The following is a 17266-nucleotide window of genomic DNA, read 5'->3' as shown; positions in this document are numbered from 1 at the left end:
GGACAATATTCCAATTCACAACATAAGCTGCCCATATTACTTCCCCCGGCTACGACGATTGTGCATTCAAGGCTGTACTTGCAGCCTCATCATCGTGGTGTCACGCTAGTCAACAGCAACGGCCTTGCCCGCCCTGAGCCTGGATCGGTGGGCAAGGAACGGTTCCGAACGAGCAAAACACACAACAAGCACCGGCCTTTGGCTGAAGGCTGGCGCCACAGCCTTTGCAATCATAGAAATACTGGCAGGCGTCGGTTGGCATCGTTTCCCTCGCCTTGAAACCGCAAATCGGACAGGTAATCGTTGAGCTGAGAATCACGGATGCTGTACGCATGGAGATATTCGATCATCAGTAGGGCAATGCCGGCGACGAGACCGGCGAACGCCGATTTACGATTGCGGCCCTCGACGACATGAATGCAGACAAGCCCGCTGCCCTGATCGCCATCGACATCGCTAGCCGCAGGTAACGACCCACTCTCCCGTCAATTCCGATGTTCGGACCATCATCAGTACCGACCTCGGCTTCTGTTCGTTCCGCACAGCCTCAAGAAAAAGGCCGGTTCCCTATTCAAAGGAGAACCGGCCTCTTCGTCTACATGGTCAATCGGCTCCGTGCGTCAGCGCGGCTGCGGTTCGAAGCCGCCTTCGGGCTCGTCGCCCTTGGCACCGAGCGAACCATCCTTCTTGGCGCCGGTCTTCGGCACGGCTGAGCCGCGGCTCGGCGGCGTGTCGTCGCCGAGATCGCGCGCCGGCTTTTCACCGCGAATGAGCGCCTTGATCTCCTCGCCCGTCAGCGTCTCGTATTCGAGCAGGCCTTCGGCGATCGCCACGAAGCCGTCATGCTGTTCGGTGAGGATATCCTTGGCCTGATGATAGGCTTGGTCGATCAGGCGGCGGACCTCGGTGTCGATTGTCTGCGCGGTCGCCTCCGAAACGTTCTTCGACTGCGAGACGGAGTGGCCGAGGAAGACTTCCTGCTGGTTCTCGCCGTAGGCAACCAGGCCGAGCTCGTCGGAAAAGCCCCATTGGGTCACCATCGCGCGGGCAAGCTTGGTCGCCTGCTCGATATCGGAAGACGCACCCGAGGTGATGTTTTCCTTGCCGAAGGTTAGCTCTTCGGCAACGCGGCCGCCCATCATGATGCAGAGGCGCGACACCATCCACTTGTAGCTCATCGAATAGCGGTCGCCCTCGGGAAGCTGCATGACCATGCCGAGCGCGCGGCCGCGCGGAATAATGGTCGCCTTGTGCAGCGGATCGGCGACGGCGACATAGAGCGCCGTGATCGCGTGACCGGCCTCGTGATAGGCGGTGAGCTTCTTTTCCGCTTCGGTCATTGCCGAAGAGCGGCGCTCGGCGCCCATCATGATCTTGTCCTTGGCGTCTTCGAACTCCTGCATGGTTACCAGACGCTTGTTGCGGCGGGCGGCCATCAAGGCGGCTTCGTTGACGAGGTTCATCAGATCGGCGCCGGAGAAGCCGGGCGTACCGCGGGCAAGCGTCTTCAGATCGACATTCGGAGCCAGCGGCACGTTACGGGCATGAACCTTGAGGATGCGCTCGCGACCGACGATATCCGGGTTCGGAACCACGACCTGACGGTCGAAGCGGCCCGGACGCAGCAGCGCGGGGTCGAGGACGTCAGGACGGTTGGTGGCGGCGATCAGGATGATGCCTTCGTTGGCCTCGAAGCCGTCCATCTCGACCAGCAACTGGTTGAGCGTCTGTTCGCGCTCGTCGTTACCACCGCCGAGACCGGCGCCACGATGGCGGCCGACGGCGTCGATTTCGTCGATGAAGATGATGCAGGGTGCATTCTTCTTTGCCTGCTCGAACATGTCGCGAACGCGGCTTGCGCCGACACCGACGAACATTTCGACGAAGTCGGAACCGGAGATGGTGAAGAACGGCACATTGGCTTCGCCGGCAATGGCGCGCGCCAGTAGCGTCTTACCCGTACCCGGAGGGCCTACAAGCAGAACACCGCGCGGAATGCGGCCGCCGAGGCGCTGGAATTTCTGCGGATCGCGCAGGAACTCGACGATTTCCTCCAGATCCTGCTTGGCTTCATCGACGCCGGCGACGTCATCGAAGGTGACGCGGCCATGCGCTTCCGTCAGAAGCTTCGCCTTTGACTTGCCGAAGCCCATGGCGCCGCGCGAGCCGCCTTGCATCTGCCGCATGAAGAACAGCCAGACGCCAAGGATCAGGAGCATCGGCAGCAGCGTGCCGAGATAGCTCAGGAAGCTCGAGGAACCGTCCGATTCCGGGCGGCCGGCAACGATGACATTCTTGGACTGCAGGCGTTCAAGCAGGCTGTCATCGATGACCGGAGCATAGGTCTGGAAGGCCGCGCCGTTTTCGACATAGCTGCCGATGACGCGGTTGCCCGTAACGGTCACGTCACGGACGCGGCCGGAATCAACTTCCCGGAGGAACTGCGAATACGGTATTTCCCTGGAGCCTGTTTGTGCCGGCGCGTTCTGAAACATGCTGAACAGGGCAATCAACAGCAGAGCTATGATTGCCCACAGAGCGAAATTACGAAAATTAGGGTTCATCGAACTCCCCAGCACTGAAACTTCCGCCGCTTAAGCGACGGCATTACTTGATCCCTAACATAGGGTTGCGCCAAGCCGTTGCCAAGGCAAACCGCATCGCCGCATGTTTTTTCCGTCTATAAGACCGAAAGCGGTGGCCGCATATAGGCTTCACGGCCAAAAGCGATTGAAAGCCGATCTGCGAATGTGAGGTCGAATCGTGTCAAAAAGCGGTCGAAAGGCGCAAGACGGGGCATAACCGCAATCGATCCCGCCTTTATCCCCGCTTCCGTCACAATCAGCGGCATCGCTGCCGTAGCACGCCGCACGGCCCCTTTCGGCAGGTTCGGCGGAAAAAACGTCGCATTCTCTGTCCCGGCGGCGCGCACGCTGATCGGCGTCCGACCCGAATTGCTTATCTCGAAGCGACCATCCCAATTGCCCTTTTCGCCTGATGGAACCGACAGCCGCGCGATATTGCGGCTTTCCCGCATGAGGTAGAGCCCATCGCGACGCAGATCGAAGACCACGCCGCCGGCGGTGCGCCGGCCGGAATCCGCGCCGTTCACAAATTCGAGAACACGCTCCATTTGCACGCGCCCCGGCGCGTAAGGCCTGCCGCCGAAGACCGCGGCAAGATAGGACAGGACATAGGCGACGACCGCTTTATCCGCCGAAAGGCCGGATCGGTCGATGGCACAAAGCGCATTCGCATGGATCGTGACGTGGTCGTCCAGCCACCTGGCCGCCTTCGCGGAGAGCACGGCGCGACCGGAACCGCCATTCCCCGGTGGCGATGAGCTCGGCGGATCCGTTCCAAGTTCCATGCGCGTACGCACGCGCTCATATCTCGAATCCTCGTTGCTGGGGTCGTCGAGCCAGGATATGCCATGCATCTCGAGATAGGTTCTGATATCCATCCGCCGGCAGGCCAGAAACGGCCTGACAATCCAGCTACGCCGGTCAAACAGCACCGCGTCGGCAATGCCGGTGCCAATGCCGTCCACATCCTCCAGCCGGCGCTTGCCGCGCATGACCATGGTCTCGCGCTGATCATCCATGGTGTGTGCTGTGACGATGAGATTGGCCGAAATCTCCTCGGCGAGATCGGCGAGCAATTCATAGCGTGCCTCGCGGGCCGCGGCCATGATGCCGGCCTTGGGTTTTTCACCTTCCCAGCGGCAGATAAAATGGGAAATGCCGCGCAAAGCGCAGAGTGCGGCGACCTCTCGCGCTTCGTCGGCCGCGGCGGCGCGCAAGCCATGGTCGATGGTCGCGGCGCTCAGGGTGATATCTCTGTAGGAATGGGATTTCAGCTGCTCGTCAAGGGCAATCAGAAGCCCGGTGGAATCGCTGCCGCCGGAAACGGCAACCAGAATATGAGCAGGCGTCGATAGGGACTGGAGGAATTCGGCCGCGGCGGCTTCTGGCATGAGGGCTGTGGCACCGCCGGTCACAGCGTCAGTAGACATGGCGCTCAGCAGGCAAGCCGCTTCTCTTCGCTGGCAACCTTGCCGGTCACGGCTTTCGATGCCTTCGGGTAGCGCTTGCTCACTTCGCGAAGCGTGGCGCAGGCAGTGTCCTTGTTATCAAGGGCGGCGAGCGACATGCCGAGCTTCAGCAGCATTTCAGGTGCCTTCTCGGAGCCGCTATATTTCTGATGCGCATTGAGGAAGGTCTTGGCGGCATCGTTGTACTTGCCCTGCGAATAAAGCGCCTCTCCGAGCCAGAAATTCGCGTCCGCGGCCCGCGTGCTGCTCGGATAGCTGTCAAGATACTGGCGGAACTCCTGTTCGGCGACACTATAGTCGCCAGACAGGACGTGGCCGTAGGCAGCCTTGTACTGATCGTTCTCATTGCCAAGCGAAGCGGTCTGTGTCCCGGAGCCAGCGCTCGGCGGCGCGCCCGAGCCATTCTTGGCGCCGGTAGAAGAGCTTCCCACCTGTTTGCCGCCCTGGTCGAACTGGATCGAACCAAGCTGGCTCGGCGGCTTGCCCGCGCCGCTCCCCTGTTGGGAAGCGACATCATTGTTTTGCGAATCGCCGATGACGCCAGCAATGTCGTCCTGCTGCTGACCGCCGGAGCCCTGCGCCGGAACATCGGCCTCGCTCTTCTTCATCGTGCCGCCCGCTGCCGTCGGCGCGCTGCCGCCACGCTTCTCAAGCTGCTGGAAGCGGAATTCGTTGTCTTCCTGCGCCTTGCGGATGGTCTCCTGCATCTGCAGCAGCTGATAGCTCATTTCCTCGACGCGACCGTTCAACTGACGCATCTGGTCTTCGAGTTGCTGCAGGCGAACTTCGGCGTCGCTGTTTTGAACATTGATGACCGGTGCCTGGCCGTATTGTGCTTGTCTCTGATACGCATTGTTGGAAGCCGACTGCGCGGAAGCATCGCGGCCTCCGAGGTGGATTCCAAACAGCGACAAGGCAGAAGCATCGCGCTCACTACCTGCAAAGGCAGCGAGACAAAGCATGCTCGCCACGACAAGTTTTCTCATATGGATCGTCCTGTCTCATTGATTCTTCGGGCCTGGGGCTCGAAAATGAGATTTTTACAATTGCTTTCAAAAAGCAACGGAGTTCGGCCAAAGTGTGGTCAAAAAAGTAAAGGCGACCGCAGGGGCCGCCTTTATACAATTCGACCGGTCGTTCGACCTATCAGGAACCGGCGCCGTTGAGCACGGTGACCGCGCGGCGGTTCTGCGACCAGCAGGAAATATCGTCGCAGGTCGCGACCGGACGTTCCTTGCCGTAGGAGATCGTCTTCATGCGCTTGGCCGGAACGCCGCGCGAAGCGAGATAGTCCTTGGTGGCAGCCGCACGGCGCGCGCCGAGGGCAAGGTTGTATTCGCGCGTGCCGCGTTCGTCGGCATGGCCTTCAACGGTGATCGCGTAGTTCGGGTAGCGAGCAAGCCACTGAGCCTGACGGTCGAGGGTCTGGGCGGCGTCGGTGCGGATCGAGGTGCTGTCGGTGTCAAAGAAGATGCGGTCGCCGACATTGACCGTGAAGTCCTGCGGCGAACCCGGAGTAGCGTTGCCGGCACCGTTCAAGCCAAGACCGTTGGCATCGTTCGGCAGACCCTTCTTGGAGGCGCAGCCGGCCAGAGAAAGGCCAACGAAAAGCGCGATCATGATCGGGTTGCGGGCGAGGTTCTGCATGTGGCCAACGGCCGGGGTTGCGGTGCGGCTCATAGCCGGTCTCTCCTTAAGTCTCTATCAGGGTTGCCAGACTGTAACCGGGTTCGGTTAATCCGATTCCAACAAGTATGGTTAATGATGTCCTAAAATCGTCCGGAAACGGTCCACTCACAGGACTTTGCGGCGATAACGTGGCAAGTCCATCTACTACTCGAGAAGCGGCGACCATGCCGGATCGGAAGCGAAGCCCGGAGTCGGGATCTTCTGTTCGTTATAGCCGGTCAGATCGATGGAATAGAGCTGCGGCCCACCCGAACCAGCCGGCTGGCGGAAGAACATGATGACGCGGCCGTTCGGTGCCCAGGTCGGGCCTTCGTTGTGGAAGCCCGTGGTCAGCAGGCGTTCCCCCGAACCGTCCGTCTTCATGACACCGATCGAGAAGCTTCCGCCGGACTGCTTGGTGAAGGCGATGAGATCGCCACGCGGCGACCAGACCGGCGTGGAGTACGAACCGTCGCCGAAGGAAATGCGGCGCTGGTTGGAGCCATCGGCGCCCATCACGTAGATCTGCGGCTTTCCGCCGCGGTCGCTTTCGAAGGCGATCTGACTGCCGTCAGGCGAATAGGACGGCGACGTGTCGATCGCAGCCGTCGAGGTCAGGCGCGTCGTGGTGCGCGAACGCAGGTCCATTGTATAGATGTTGGCGTTGCCTTCCTGCTGCAGGCTCATGATCACGCGCTGGCCGTCCGGCGAGAAGCGCGGCGAAAAGGTCATGCCGGGGAAATTACCGACCAGCTCGCGCTGGCCCGTCTGCAGCTGCAGCAGATAGACGCGCGGCTGCTGGTTGGCGAAGGACATGTAGGTCACTTCCTGACGGCTTGGCGAGAAGCGCGGCGTCAGCACGAGATCGCTGCCGTCGGTCAGCATGCGCACATTGGCGCCATCCTGGTCCATGATGCCGAGCTGCGTCTTGCGAGCCGTCTTCGGGCCGCTTTCGGCAACGAAAACGACGCGGGTATCGAAATAGCCCTTCTCGCCGGTGATCTTCTGATAAATCGCGTCAGCGATAATATGCGCGACGCGGCGCCAGTTGTCCGGCTGGGCAAAGAACTGCTGGCCGATCATCTGGCTGTTGCCGAACGTATCCCACAGGCGGAACTCGGCACGAAGGCGGCCGCCTTCCTGCGTGACGCGGCCGGTCACCAGCGCCTGCGCGTTGATCGACGTCCAGTCCTGGAAGCGCGGGGTCGAATCCGGATTGGTGATCTTCTCGATGAAGGCCTGCTTGTTGATCGGAGCGAACAGACCGGAGCGCTGCAGATCGGCGGCAATCACGCTTGAGATCTGCGGGCCGAGCGTATCATTCGACAGAAGGTCGGTGATAGCGATCGGCATCGGCTGGACGTTGCCCTTGTTGATGTTCAGTTCCACCACGGCGTAGGCCGGAGTGGCAAACGCTGCGGTCAGACCTGCCAGCACCAGCAGGAGACGAACGAGGGAGTTTCTGATCATATGTGTCAAGCCTTTCAGCATTAATGCCCGAGATCGTCCGCTTTGAAGTTGATGATTACTTCTTTCCAGACGTCATATTGATCCATCGGCAGATTTTTGAATGGAGCAGCCCTAAGCACGGCTCGCAGCGCACTTGCCGCAACAGCTTTTTGGGTCTTTTGAGGGCCGCCAGTCATCGTCACTTTCGGCTTGCCAACGATCTTTCCGGCACGATCAAGCGTAAACCGGATTTGGACGTGAACTTCTTTCACGTCAGTCAGATCGGCAGGCGGGGGCCAGTTCGCGATGATGCTATTGCGAATGTTTTCACCGGCGGGCTGCCCTAGGCGATTCTCGCCGGTGGCATGTGCAGGCAGCACCGATACGGAAGCTGCCAGCATGATCCCAAGAGCCGCAACCAAAGGCAGGCCAAGACGAGGACAGTGTTTCAACGAAAGCCACCCCCCCCGCATCACATCCCCAAATCCGCTGCGCTGAAGTTGACGACGACTTCCTGCCAATCTTCATATTTGTCCGCCGGAAGAATCGTCATGAACTCCGATTGCGCCCGAAGGACCGCGCGTACAGCGGCGGACTGCATGGCACTTTGTGTCGAAGCCGGTCCACCGTTGGTCGTCGCTTCCGGCTGACCGACGATCTGACCGGATTTGTCGAGCTTGAAGTGCACCTTGATTCGCACGTCGCCGCCGCCCTCAAGACCGGGAGGGAGGTTCCAGTACTTCTGGATCAGATCACGCAAGCCGTCCTGCTGGCTCTGGCTGAGCTTGCCAGCGCCGAGCGACTTCATGCCACCGCGCGAGGCGACCTGCGTATCCGCGCCGGCGGAAGCCTGCTGGGACGAGCGCTTCGCGCCGCCTTTTGACGAAGTGTTGTTCAGAAGGTCGTTGATCTGATCGGCGAGACCATCGTCAAGGCCCTTGCTGGAGGACTTTGGAGTCTGGCGCTTCTTGTCGGCGTCCTTCTTGCCGTCATCGGCCGACGTGGTTTTGCTGGTGCTCTGTGTCGTCGTCTTGTCCGTCGGCTTGGCGTCAGCGACCTTCACGTCCGGCTTCGGCGTCGGCTGCGGCTTGACCTCCGGCTTCTGCTCGGCGGCCTTCGGCGGCGTCGGCTGCGGCTTGACATCAGGCACCGGAACATTGTTCGGCACCGGGATCTCGGCCTGCTGGGTCGGCTGTTCGGTCGGCGGCGGGGTGGGCGTCGCATCGGCCTTCGGGGTCGGTGGGGTGACATCCGGCTTCGGCGTCGGCGTCACGTCAGGCTTCTGCTGCGGAACGGCGGCCACTTCCTTCGGCGCGGCCTCCGTTTCCTTCTGCTCGATCGTCTTGACGTCGTTCGGCCGCGGATCGTCTTGCGGAACGGGCGTATCCACCTTCTTCGGCGCCAACGCCGCCGTATCGCTCTCGGGCCGTTGGGTCGGCACGACCAGGTTCTTGATGTCGACCTTGTTCTCGCCGACATTCTGGGCGTTGGCGACCTGATCCTGCTTCGTCGTCTGTTTCCGCGAGACGTGATCCGTCACTGGCGCCTTCTTCTCGCCTTGCTGGAGCTGGTCCGCCTGGACAATGTCCACATCCATCGCCGTGCTTTCCGGCGTCTCCAGCGGCGCGGGCGCACTCAGCGTCACCATGGCGCCGATCAGCACCAGGATGTGAATGACAGCAGAAGTGGCGAGACTGCGCTTCATGTCGGTTCGTCAGTGATCCGTTGTCTGCTGCTGCGTGACCAGGCCGATGTTCTTGTAACCGGCCTCCTGAATGCGTGACATAACGTCGGCGATGACGCCGTAAGGCGCTTTCGCATCGCCCTTTACGAAGATGCGTTCGCTATAGCCAGTCGTGGCGATCGCCTTCAGCTTGTCCGCGATTTCGGTGGCCTGGATCTGCGATTCCCCGATGAACACTTGGCCATCGGCCTTGATCGAGATCGTGATGGGCTGCGTCTGGGCGTTCAGCGCGCCGGCCTGCGTCTGCGGCAGGTCGATCGGCACACCCGAGGTCATCATCGGCGCCGCCACCATGAAGATGATAAGCAGCACGAGCATGACGTCAACCAGCGGCGTCACGTTGATCTCGGAAATCGGGCCGCCTCGGCCTCCGCCGCGACGACTACCCCGGCGGCCACCGCCGCCACTCTTGCCTCCAACAGACATTGCCATGTGAAATACTCCGGTCCTGTCCGCTACTTACTGTGCTGCCTGACGCGGCTGCAGCTTCTCATCGATCTGGCGCGAAAGGATGGCGGAGAATTCGTCCGCGAAACCTTCCATGCGGCCCGAGAGCTTGCCGGCATCGCCGGAGAACTTGTTGTAGGCGATAACGGCCGGGATGGCCGCGACCAGACCGATGGCGGTCGCCAGCAGCGCCTCGGCGATACCGGGCGCAACAACCGCAAGGTTGGTCGACTTCGAACCGGCGATCGCCTGGAATGAGGTCATGATACCGACGACCGTACCGAACAGGCCGATGAACGGACCGGCAGAACCGATGGTCGCGAGCGATCCGAGGCGAGCGGTCAGATGTTCCGATTCGCGTGCCAGGGTGACGTCCATGGCGCGGTCGATACGCATCTGCAGGCCGATCGGCGAGCGGGCGCCGCGCTCGAAGGACTTCTTCCATTCGCGCATGGCGGCGACGAAGATGGCGCTGAGGCCGGTATTGTTGCGCTCCGAAAGCGTGCGGTACAGCTCTTCGAGCGACTGGCCGGACCAGAAGATCTGTTCGAAATGATCGAACTGCCGGCGCGCCCGCGCGTAGCTCAGATATTTGTCGATGACGATCGCCCAGGTCCAGACGGACGCTGCCAGCAGGCCGATCATGACGAGCTTGACGACCAAACCCGCCTGCATGAAAAGCGACCAGAGCGTGATGTCCGGTGTGGTCGCCGCCGCCAATGCTACTTGTTCCATTGATCCAAAATCCCCGAATCCAAACGCCCGGCGCTAGACCGGGCGGCTAAAAGTGATCTCACAAGAATTGTTTGGCAGCCGCCGCTGAACGCCCTGGTCAAGCCTTCCAAGCTTACAATTGCCTTCTTGCCGTCAAATTTGGTCAAAGGAAGGCGTGCACCGCACAAACTCCGACATAACCAGTAAGACACTATTATGGTTAAAAGAATGTTAGCGTCGAAACATGAAGAATTTAACGGCGGTGATGGCTATTCTAGCTCCTGGGAAGAACTGACCGGATGAAACCGGCGACAGACGCAGACAAATCTTGCGCGGCGAATTCCTTCACACAAAACTCAAGTTATTGCAAGGCGCACATTGGCAAGCACGGTATCCTTGCATGCAGCCGACCGTCGCCATAGGCACGCGAAACCCGGCTTAGCCGACGGTTTCCGATGCCGCCAGCATCTGCACCGCGAGCTTTTCCGGCAGCCGGCGCGGGCGTCCCTTCGCGTTGATCACCGCGATGATGACCTTGGCTGCGATCAGCAATGTATCGCCGCGCCGTATCTCCTGGGACAGCACCATCTTGGCGCCGCCGGCCTTTTCCGTGACCGTGCGGATCGTCAGCACGTCGTCCATGCGCGCCGGCCCCTTGAAATCGATCTCCATGCGGTGAACGACGAAAACCAGCCCCTCCTCGTCGGCATTCAGGAGCTCGCGCTGTTCCACACCGAGACAGCGCAGATAGTCCGTGCGCCCGCGCTCGAGGAAATGCAGATAGCGCGCGTGATAGACGAGGCCGGAAAAATCCGTATCCTCGTAGTAGACTCGCTGCACCAGCCGGTGGCTTCCGGCTTCCAGTTCCCCAGCAATCAGAAAGGGGCTGTTCATCGTTGCCGCATCTCCTTGAATGTCCGGCATCTCTTTGGCCGAAGTTCTGCCATCAAGCAAGCTTTGAACAATTGTCATAAACACCGACTATCCGGAATAGAGCCGGACAGCGGATCGGCGCAGAAGGAAAAATCTCATGAAAATAGCGGTTATGGGCGGAGACGGATTCATCGGTTGGCCAACCTCGCTCCATCTCTCCGACGCCGGTCATGAGATCCATATCCTCGATAATCTGTCTCGCCGATGGATCGATACGGAGCTTGGCGTCCAGTCGCTGACGCCCATGGATTCGATCCAGGAACGTACCCGCATCTGGCACGCCGAAACCGGCCGCCGCATCCATTTCAACCTCATCGATCTCGCCAAGGACTATGAGCTTCTGAAGAAGTGGCTGGCCGAGCATCGCCCCGATGCCATCGTGCATTTCGCCGAGCAGCGTGCCGCCCCCTATTCGATGAAGAGCGATCGTCACAAGAACTACACGGTCAACAACAACGTCAACGCCACGCACAATCTCCTGAACGCGCTTGTCGAACTCAATCTCGACGCACATCTTTTGCATCTCGGCACGATGGGCGTCTATGGCTATTCCACGATCGGCGCCGCCATCCCCGAAGGCTATCTGCCCGTCGGCATCGACACGACCGACGGCCGCACCGTCAGCCAGGAGATCCTTTACCCCGCCAATCCCGGCTCGATCTACCATATGACGAAATGCCTCGATCAGCTGCTCTTCCAGTTCTATGCCAAGAATGACGGGCTCAGGATCACCGATCTGCATCAGGGCATCGTCTGGGGCACCCATACGGAACAGACCCGCCGGCATGAGCAGCTGATCAACCGTTTCGACTATGACGGCGACTACGGCACGGTGCTGAACCGTTTTCTCATTCAGGCGGCTATCGGCTATCCCCTGACCGTGCACGGCACGGGCGGCCAGACCCGCGCCTTCATCCATCTCCAGGACTCCGTGCGCTGCATCGAGCTGGCGCTGAAGAACCCGCCGGCCCGCGGCGCCCGCGTGGAAATCTTCAACCAGATGACGGAAACGCATCGCATCCGCGATCTCGCCGACATGATCGCCAAGATGAGCGGCACAGAAGTCGTCCGTCTGCCCAACCCGCGCAAGGAAGCCCCGGAGAACGACCTGATCGTCAAGAACGACAAATTCCTCGACCTCGGGCTGGCGCCGATCACGCTCGAAGCCGGCCTTCTGAGCGAAATCGTCGATGTAGCCAAGAAATATGCCTACCGCGTCGATCGCTCGCGCGTTCCGGCCATCTCCGCCTGGACCAAGGATCTCGCCGCGACGGTCAACCATGATCCCGAGGGCAAGAGGTTGAAATCCGTGTCATGATGCTCGGAAGCGAAATGCTGCAGGGGTTGCGGCCTCACAGCCGCCCCCGTGCCGGGCAGGCATTCGTGACGCTCGTCACGAATGCCGACTACGCCATGGGGGCCGTGGCCTTGGCGCGCTCCATCATTCACAGCGGCACGAAGGCTGACATCGTCGTGCTCCATACGGCGGGGGTCAATGAAGACGACCTTGCCCCGCTTATCGCACTCGACTGCCGGCTGGTCGAAGTCGAACACCTTCCCCTGTCGGACGCTTTCAACGAGCGACACGCCCGTGGCAATCTCCATGCCGCCGCCCCTTTCACCAAGGGCCGCAAGCCTTCCTTTCACACGCCGCTCGACAATTTCTGCAAGCTCCGGCTCTGGCAATTGATCGAATACGACACCTGCGTCTTCATCGACGCCGACGCTTTGGTGCTGAAGAATGTCGACCGGCTCTTCGATTATCCGGAATTTTCCGCCGCGCCGAACGTCTACGAGAACCTTGCCGATTTCCATCGGCTGAATTCGGGCGTCTTCGTCGCCAAGCCTTCGCTTGCAACCTTCCGGCATATGCTCGAGCAACTCGACCGCCCCGACGTCTTCTGGCGGCGCACGGATCAGACCTTTCTCGAGACATTCTTCCCAGATTGGCACGGATTGCCTGTATTCATGAACATGCTGCAATATGTCTGGTTCAGCATGCCCGCGCTCTGGGACTGGAACAGCATCTCGATCCTGCATTACCAGTATGAGAAACCCTGGGAAGAAAACCATCCCAAGGCTGAACAGCTCAGACCGTTGATCGAGCTGTGGCACAGCTTCCACACCGGCCGGAATATGCCCGATATCGCCGCGCTCGCAAACCCGAAAGCGGCGGCATGAAAGTTCTCATCTCAGGCGGAACAGGCCTCGTCGGCCGATACATCGCCGAGGAGCTGCTGTCGGCCGGATACAAGGTTGCGATCGGTGGGCGCAATCCGCCGCCAGCCGGCCTCTTTCCGCAACCGGTCTCCTTCGTCCCCTTGAGCCTCGACCCAACGGAAAATCAGAGCGGCGCTTTCGACGACGCCTATTTCTTCGTGCATGCGGCCTTCAGCCATGTCGCCGGCAAATATCGCGGCGGCGAAGGCGAGGATCCGGACGGCTTTCGGCGCCTCAATCTCGACGGCTCGGCCAAGCTGTTCGAAACCGCCCGAAAGGCCGGCATTCGCCGTTGCATCTTTCTCTCCTCCCGCGCCATCTATGGCGATGGCATCGCTGGAGAGAAGCTGACCGAGGCGGCAAAGCCGATGCCGAACACGCTCTATGGTGAGGTGAAACGAGATGCGGAGCGTGCCCTGTTTTCACTCTCCGCGCCCGGCTTCGCTGCCGCGAGCCTGAGAGCGACAGGCGTCTATGGCGACCTGCGGCCCAATAAGTGGGACGGCCTGTTCGACGACTATCTCAACGGCAAGCCGGTTCCTTCGCGCGCGGGAACCGAAGTTCATGGCCGCGATCTCGGCCGCTCTGTCCGGCTCTTGCTGGAGACGGAAGCCGGCCGGATCGATGGCGAGGCCTTCAATCTCTCGGATATTCTGACCGATACACGCGAGATCCTGGGGCATCTTCAAAGCGTGACGAGCTGTCCGCACACGCTGCCGGCGCAGGCACCTCATGACACGATCAGCGTCATGAATACGTCGAAAATCCGCGCGCTCGGATGGCAAGTCGGCGGAAAGGCATTGCTGCGGCGGACAATCGAAACGCTGGCGAAAACGATGCCGCAACAGGCCGGCATCAGCGCATCAGCTTCGTTTCGTCCCAACCAAGCACAGCCAATTCCTCGCCCCTGAACCGTGCATCGTCCGAAACGATGAACTCGTCGAGCTGCGGTGGCGCGACGCTGGTTCTGGCAAGCATGGCATGCACCTGCCCACGGTGATGCGTCTGATGCTGGAACAGGTGGTTCAGCACATCGTCGGCGCGCTCCCGCTGGATGCGGCCGTCGCGTTGGATATCGATGACCCGCATGCCGGCCTCCGGCGTCAACGACTCGCAGAAGGTCACCAGCCGGCGATCGACATCTGCCTGCTGCCCGGTCAATTCGTCCAGGCGGTCGTACGGCTCCTCGATGTCAAAAGCCTTCAGGCCCAGCGTACCGCCTTCCAGCGCATCGACATAGAACCAGTCCACCGTCAGGATATGATTGAGGGTCGCCTTGATCGACGGAAAGAAGCTGACCCGCTTGGCGTCGAATTCGCCGGGTTGCAAGGCTGCGCAGGCGCGATGCAGCCGGACATTCGCCAATGCATTGTTATAGGCAAGCTTGCGAAAACTGCGAACTGGATCGAAAGCGGCCATCAACTCCCCCTAAGTCCTGTCGAGATTGCCGTCCCGCCAGACGACATGACGCGGCGTCAGCGGCAAGGCCTCGATTTCATCGGCGATGAAATAGGGCGGGATATCGAGCGCCGCCAGCGCCTCTCGCGTGGCCCGCACCCATTTGAACTCCAAATCGTTGTCGCCATCCTGAATGCGATGCACGATCTCCTGGGGATCGAAGGGAAATTCGGCGGGAATATCCATCAGGTAGTAGAGGCCGAGCTCGTGCCAGTCGAGCTGCTCGTAATGGAAGAAATTCTCGACAGACCACAGCAGGCGCCTGACCGTAACGTCAACGCCGATCTCTTCCATCATTTCCCGCCGCAAGGTTTCTTCCGAAGTCTCGCCAATCTCCGCGCGGCCGCCGGGAAACGTCCAGAAGTGTTCGTGCACGGCGCGATGCACCAGGACATGGCCGTCCCGAAATCCGAGTCCGGCAACGCGCACCTGAAAGCGAGCGCGGCCGGAATTCAATCTGATATGCTTGCGTTTCGGTGTCATCCCCTACCCCACATCGATTACGACGATCTCCGGCGGAACGCCGAAGCGTACTGGCGCGATAGAGCAGCCGAGGCCGCCCGACACAATGATATGGCGCTCCTCCTTGACGATATGGCCATAGACATACCGGTCACCATAGCGCGAGGGCGAATAGGGCGACCAGCCGAAAATCCTCACCTGTCCGCCATGCGTATGTCCCGACAGGGTGAGCGAAACGCGCTGGGGAACGGCGGGAAAGATATCGGGCTCATGGGCAAGGAGGATCACCGGCGCATCGTCGCCAACTTGCGCCAGCGTGCCACCGAGATCGTCCAGCCCCTTGGTGAACGGCCGCTTCCAGCGCATGCTCCGTCGCAAAGCCAGCTGATCCTCGACGCCGGCAAGCCAGAAGCCTTGTCCGTCTTTCTCCAAGCGCGCGGCGCGGTTGGAATAGACCTCGATGCCGACAGCCTCCAATGCCCGATGGCTGAACGTCGGTCCGTGGCCGGTTCTTTGCGCACTCGAATCATGCCACCAATCATGATTGCCGACGATGGCGTGAACACCGAGTGGCGCCTGCAGCTTTGCCAGTTCCGCCGACCATATACGATGATCGACGCGCGAGGTAATGAGGTCCGTTCCCGACGTATAGTCCCCAAGCAGCAAAATAATGTCGCCGCCAAGTTGGTTTGCGCGGGCGCAGATCGAAGCGATGCGCTCTGCCGTCATCCAGGGCTCGCAGGCATGGAAATCGGCAAGCGCCACGATCCGGAGCTTCAGCCCGGGCGTCCAACCCGGCGGGGTCAAGGCGTAACGGGTGACATTGAGACGGACGACCGGCTCATACCCGAAGGCATATCCCCCAAGTGCCATCAATCCGAATATGCTGCCGCCGAAAAGCTTCAGGAAGGCACGACGGCCGAGCATTCAATCTTCCTCCCGGAACAACCCGAACTGTGCGGCCTCCAGATCCTTTGGCGGCTGCATGCCGAGATGTTTCCAGGCAATCGCGGTCAAAACGCGGCCGCGCGGCGTACGCTGAATGAAGCCCTGCTGGATCATATAGGGCTCGATGATATCCTCGATCGCATCACGCGGCTCGGAAAGGCCAGCGGCGATGGTCTCGATACCGACAGGGCCGCCGCCGAAATTGACCGCGATCATGTTCAGATAGCGCTTGTCGAGCTGATCGAAGCCGACATTGTCGACGAGAAGCCGCGTCAGAGCCTCGTCGGCAACTTCGCGCGTCACCGCTTCGGCCTTGGCGACCTCGGCGAAATCGCGCACGCGCCGCAGCAGCCGGCCGGCGATACGCGGTGTGCCGCGCGCACGGCGCGCGATCTCGCGCGCACCCTCGTCAGTCATGCCGAGACCCATCAGCCTCGCGCCGCGCCGGACGATCAGCTCCAGCTCCTCGACCGTATAGAAACTCAGCCGCACCGGGATGCCGAAACGGTCGCGCAGCGGCGTCGTCAGCAGGCCGAGACGGGTCGTCGCGGCAACCAGCGTGAACTTGGCGAGATCGATCTTGACCGAACGCGCCGCCGGCCCCTCGCCGATGATGAGATCGAGCTGGAAATCCTCCATGGCGGGATAGAGGATTTCCTCGACGGCCGGATTGAGACGATGGATTTCGTCGATGAAGAGCACGTCGCGCTCCTCGAGATTGGTCAGCAGCGCCGCAAGATCGCCCGCCTTGGCGATGACAGGGCCGGAGGTCGAGCGGAAATTGACCCCGAGTTCTTTCGCCATGATCTGCGCCAGCGTCGTCTTGCCGAGGCCGGGCGGACCGACGAACAGCACATGATCAAGCGCCTCGCCGCGCGCCTTGGCCGCCTCGATGAAGACCTTCAGGTTGGCGCGCGCTTCCGCCTGCCCGGTAAATTCATCCAGCGATTGCGGCCTGAGCGTCGCATCGATGTCTTCGCCCCGCTTTTCCGGCGATATCAGACGTGCGGCTTCACTCATGTCAGAGGTTCCATTCCCGGTATGCGTTTTGCGGCTCTCGCACCGAGGACGGCATTTGTTCTGCCGCACTCAAACATAGTCTTCGCCGAAAGAGCACTACAACTCGATCTCTCGACTTTGCGACAATAGTAAGGATTGCGGAAGGTGCA

The 17266-nt window shown here is 60.8% G+C and carries 18 protein-coding genes; 3 read left to right on the top strand and 15 right to left on the bottom strand.

Annotation, left to right across the window (positions count from 1 at the left end):
• Positions 1–109: 109 nt before the first annotated feature.
• The 11 genes from HGP16_RS33860 to ybgC form a co-directional block, all read right to left on the bottom strand.
• Entirely contained in the window at positions 110–334 is a 225-nt protein-coding gene (locus tag HGP16_RS33860; protein ID WP_246703253.1) for a GDCCVxC domain-containing (seleno)protein, read from the bottom strand.
• Between the two features lie 286 nt (positions 335–620).
• Complete coding sequence (ftsH, locus tag HGP16_RS01565) at positions 621–2564, bottom strand: ATP-dependent zinc metalloprotease FtsH (protein ID WP_168838265.1); 1944 nt, start codon at positions 2562–2564, stop codon at positions 621–623.
• A gap of 116 nt (positions 2565–2680) precedes the next feature.
• Positions 2681–4015 carry a tRNA lysidine(34) synthetase TilS gene (gene tilS, locus HGP16_RS01560; RefSeq protein ID WP_168838264.1) on the bottom strand — a complete coding sequence of 445 codons (1335 nt, stop codon included), beginning with the start codon at positions 4013–4015 and terminating at the stop codon, positions 2681–2683.
• Positions 4016–4020: 5 nt separating this feature from the next.
• Positions 4021–5040, bottom strand: a complete 1020-nt coding sequence (gene ybgF, locus HGP16_RS01555; protein WP_168838263.1) for a tol-pal system protein YbgF — start codon at positions 5038–5040, stop codon at positions 4021–4023.
• Between the two features lie 160 nt (positions 5041–5200).
• Positions 5201–5734, bottom strand: a complete 534-nt coding sequence (gene pal / locus HGP16_RS01550; RefSeq protein ID WP_168838262.1) for a peptidoglycan-associated lipoprotein Pal — start codon at positions 5732–5734, stop codon at positions 5201–5203.
• Positions 5735–5887: 153 nt separating this feature from the next.
• Positions 5888–7192 (bottom strand): Tol-Pal system beta propeller repeat protein TolB, encoded by a 1305-nt coding sequence (gene tolB / locus HGP16_RS01545; RefSeq protein ID WP_168838261.1) that lies wholly within the window; start codon positions 7190–7192, stop codon positions 5888–5890.
• Between the two features lie 20 nt (positions 7193–7212).
• Positions 7213–7572: a hypothetical protein gene (locus HGP16_RS33745; protein ID WP_205926342.1), complete on the bottom strand. Its 360-nt coding sequence runs from the start codon at positions 7570–7572 to the stop codon at positions 7213–7215.
• Between the two features lie 71 nt (positions 7573–7643).
• Entirely contained in the window at positions 7644–8876 is a 1233-nt protein-coding gene (locus tag HGP16_RS01535) for a hypothetical protein (protein WP_168838260.1), read from the bottom strand.
• A 9-nt stretch (positions 8877–8885) separates the two neighbouring features.
• Positions 8886–9347 (bottom strand): protein TolR, encoded by a 462-nt coding sequence (gene tolR / locus HGP16_RS01530; protein ID WP_168838259.1) that lies wholly within the window; start codon positions 9345–9347, stop codon positions 8886–8888.
• 27 nt (positions 9348–9374) lie between these two features.
• Positions 9375–10097: a protein TolQ gene (gene tolQ, locus HGP16_RS01525; RefSeq protein WP_168838258.1), complete on the bottom strand. Its 723-nt coding sequence runs from the start codon at positions 10095–10097 to the stop codon at positions 9375–9377.
• A gap of 417 nt (positions 10098–10514) precedes the next feature.
• Positions 10515–10970, bottom strand: a complete 456-nt coding sequence (gene ybgC, locus HGP16_RS01520; protein ID WP_168838257.1) for a tol-pal system-associated acyl-CoA thioesterase — start codon at positions 10968–10970, stop codon at positions 10515–10517.
• A gap of 136 nt (positions 10971–11106) precedes the next feature.
• Between ybgC and HGP16_RS01515 the strand changes: the two genes are divergently transcribed.
• The 3 genes from HGP16_RS01515 to HGP16_RS01505 are packed head-to-tail and all read left to right on the top strand — an operon-like array spanning position 11107 to position 14140.
• Entirely contained in the window at positions 11107–12327 is a 1221-nt protein-coding gene (locus HGP16_RS01515) for an NAD-dependent epimerase/dehydratase family protein (RefSeq protein ID WP_168838256.1), read from the top strand.
• The gene (locus HGP16_RS01510) at positions 12327–13190 is read left to right on the top strand and encodes a glycosyltransferase (protein WP_246703269.1); all 864 of its coding nucleotides are present in this window, start codon (positions 12327–12329) and stop codon (positions 13188–13190) included. Before HGP16_RS01515 ends, HGP16_RS01510 begins: the two co-directional genes overlap by 1 nt.
• Positions 13187–14140, top strand: coding sequence for an NAD(P)-dependent oxidoreductase (locus HGP16_RS01505; protein WP_168838255.1), 954 nt, complete (start codon positions 13187–13189; stop codon positions 14138–14140). The genes HGP16_RS01510 and HGP16_RS01505 overlap by 4 nt, the downstream gene beginning before the upstream one ends.
• Here HGP16_RS01505 and HGP16_RS01500 read toward each other — a convergent pair.
• The 4 genes from HGP16_RS01500 to ruvB are packed head-to-tail and all read right to left on the bottom strand — an operon-like array spanning position 14085 to position 17117.
• Positions 14085–14648, bottom strand: coding sequence for a DinB family protein (locus tag HGP16_RS01500; RefSeq protein ID WP_168838254.1), 564 nt, complete (start codon positions 14646–14648; stop codon positions 14085–14087). The two genes, HGP16_RS01505 and HGP16_RS01500, sit on opposite strands and share 56 nt — an antisense overlap.
• Positions 14649–14657: 9 nt before the next feature.
• Complete coding sequence (locus HGP16_RS01495) at positions 14658–15170, bottom strand: NUDIX hydrolase (protein ID WP_205926343.1); 513 nt, start codon at positions 15168–15170, stop codon at positions 14658–14660.
• A 3-nt stretch (positions 15171–15173) separates the two neighbouring features.
• The gene (locus HGP16_RS01490; protein WP_168838253.1) at positions 15174–16076 is read right to left on the bottom strand and encodes a metallophosphoesterase; all 903 of its coding nucleotides are present in this window, start codon (positions 16074–16076) and stop codon (positions 15174–15176) included.
• Entirely contained in the window at positions 16077–17117 is a 1041-nt protein-coding gene (gene ruvB / locus HGP16_RS01485; RefSeq protein WP_168838252.1) for a Holliday junction branch migration DNA helicase RuvB, read from the bottom strand.
• Between the last annotated feature and the right edge of the window lie 149 nt (positions 17118–17266).

Origin of the sequence: Rhizobium sp. P40RR-XXII, assembly GCF_012641405.1 — a bacterium.
Classification (GTDB): Bacteria; Pseudomonadota; Alphaproteobacteria; order Rhizobiales; family Rhizobiaceae; genus Rhizobium.
The sequence above is the reverse complement of the archived record's forward strand: the minus strand, read 5'-3'. Positions and strand labels throughout refer to the sequence as shown.

Bases quoted from the DNA above. Each gene is read 5' to 3' on its own strand.
- tolR (WP_168838259.1), bottom strand. From the start codon at position 9,347: ATGGCAATGTCTGTTGGAGGCAAGAGTGGCGGCGGTGGCCGCCGGGGT.
- HGP16_RS01535 (WP_168838260.1), bottom strand. From the start codon at position 8,876: ATGAAGCGCAGTCTCGCCACTTCTGCTGTCATTCACATCCTGGTGCTG.
- HGP16_RS01495 (WP_205926343.1), bottom strand. From the start codon at position 15,170: ATGACACCGAAACGCAAGCATATCAGATTGAATTCCGGCCGCGCTCGC.
- tolQ (WP_168838258.1), bottom strand. From the start codon at position 10,097: ATGGAACAAGTAGCATTGGCGGCGGCGACCACACCGGACATCACGCTC.
- HGP16_RS33860 (WP_246703253.1), bottom strand. From the start codon at position 334: ATGCGTACAGCATCCGTGATTCTCAGCTCAACGATTACCTGTCCGATT.
- ruvB (WP_168838252.1), bottom strand. From the start codon at position 17,117: ATGAGTGAAGCCGCACGTCTGATATCGCCGGAAAAGCGGGGCGAAGAC.
- HGP16_RS01510 (WP_246703269.1), top strand. From the start codon at position 12,327: ATGCTCGGAAGCGAAATGCTGCAGGGGTTGCGGCCTCACAGCCGCCCC.
- ftsH (WP_168838265.1), bottom strand. From the start codon at position 2,564: ATGAACCCTAATTTTCGTAATTTCGCTCTGTGGGCAATCATAGCTCTG.
- HGP16_RS01490 (WP_168838253.1), bottom strand. From the start codon at position 16,076: ATGCTCGGCCGTCGTGCCTTCCTGAAGCTTTTCGGCGGCAGCATATTC.
- ybgF (WP_168838263.1), bottom strand. From the start codon at position 5,040: ATGAGAAAACTTGTCGTGGCGAGCATGCTTTGTCTCGCTGCCTTTGCA.
- HGP16_RS01505 (WP_168838255.1), top strand. From the start codon at position 13,187: ATGAAAGTTCTCATCTCAGGCGGAACAGGCCTCGTCGGCCGATACATC.
- ybgC (WP_168838257.1), bottom strand. From the start codon at position 10,970: ATGAACAGCCCCTTTCTGATTGCTGGGGAACTGGAAGCCGGAAGCCAC.
- HGP16_RS33745 (WP_205926342.1), bottom strand. From the start codon at position 7,572: ATGCTGGCAGCTTCCGTATCGGTGCTGCCTGCACATGCCACCGGCGAG.
- tilS (WP_168838264.1), bottom strand. From the start codon at position 4,015: ATGTCTACTGACGCTGTGACCGGCGGTGCCACAGCCCTCATGCCAGAA.
- HGP16_RS01515 (WP_168838256.1), top strand. From the start codon at position 11,107: ATGAAAATAGCGGTTATGGGCGGAGACGGATTCATCGGTTGGCCAACC.
- tolB (WP_168838261.1), bottom strand. From the start codon at position 7,192: ATGATCAGAAACTCCCTCGTTCGTCTCCTGCTGGTGCTGGCAGGTCTG.
- pal (WP_168838262.1), bottom strand. From the start codon at position 5,734: ATGAGCCGCACCGCAACCCCGGCCGTTGGCCACATGCAGAACCTCGCC.
- HGP16_RS01500 (WP_168838254.1), bottom strand. From the start codon at position 14,648: ATGGCCGCTTTCGATCCAGTTCGCAGTTTTCGCAAGCTTGCCTATAAC.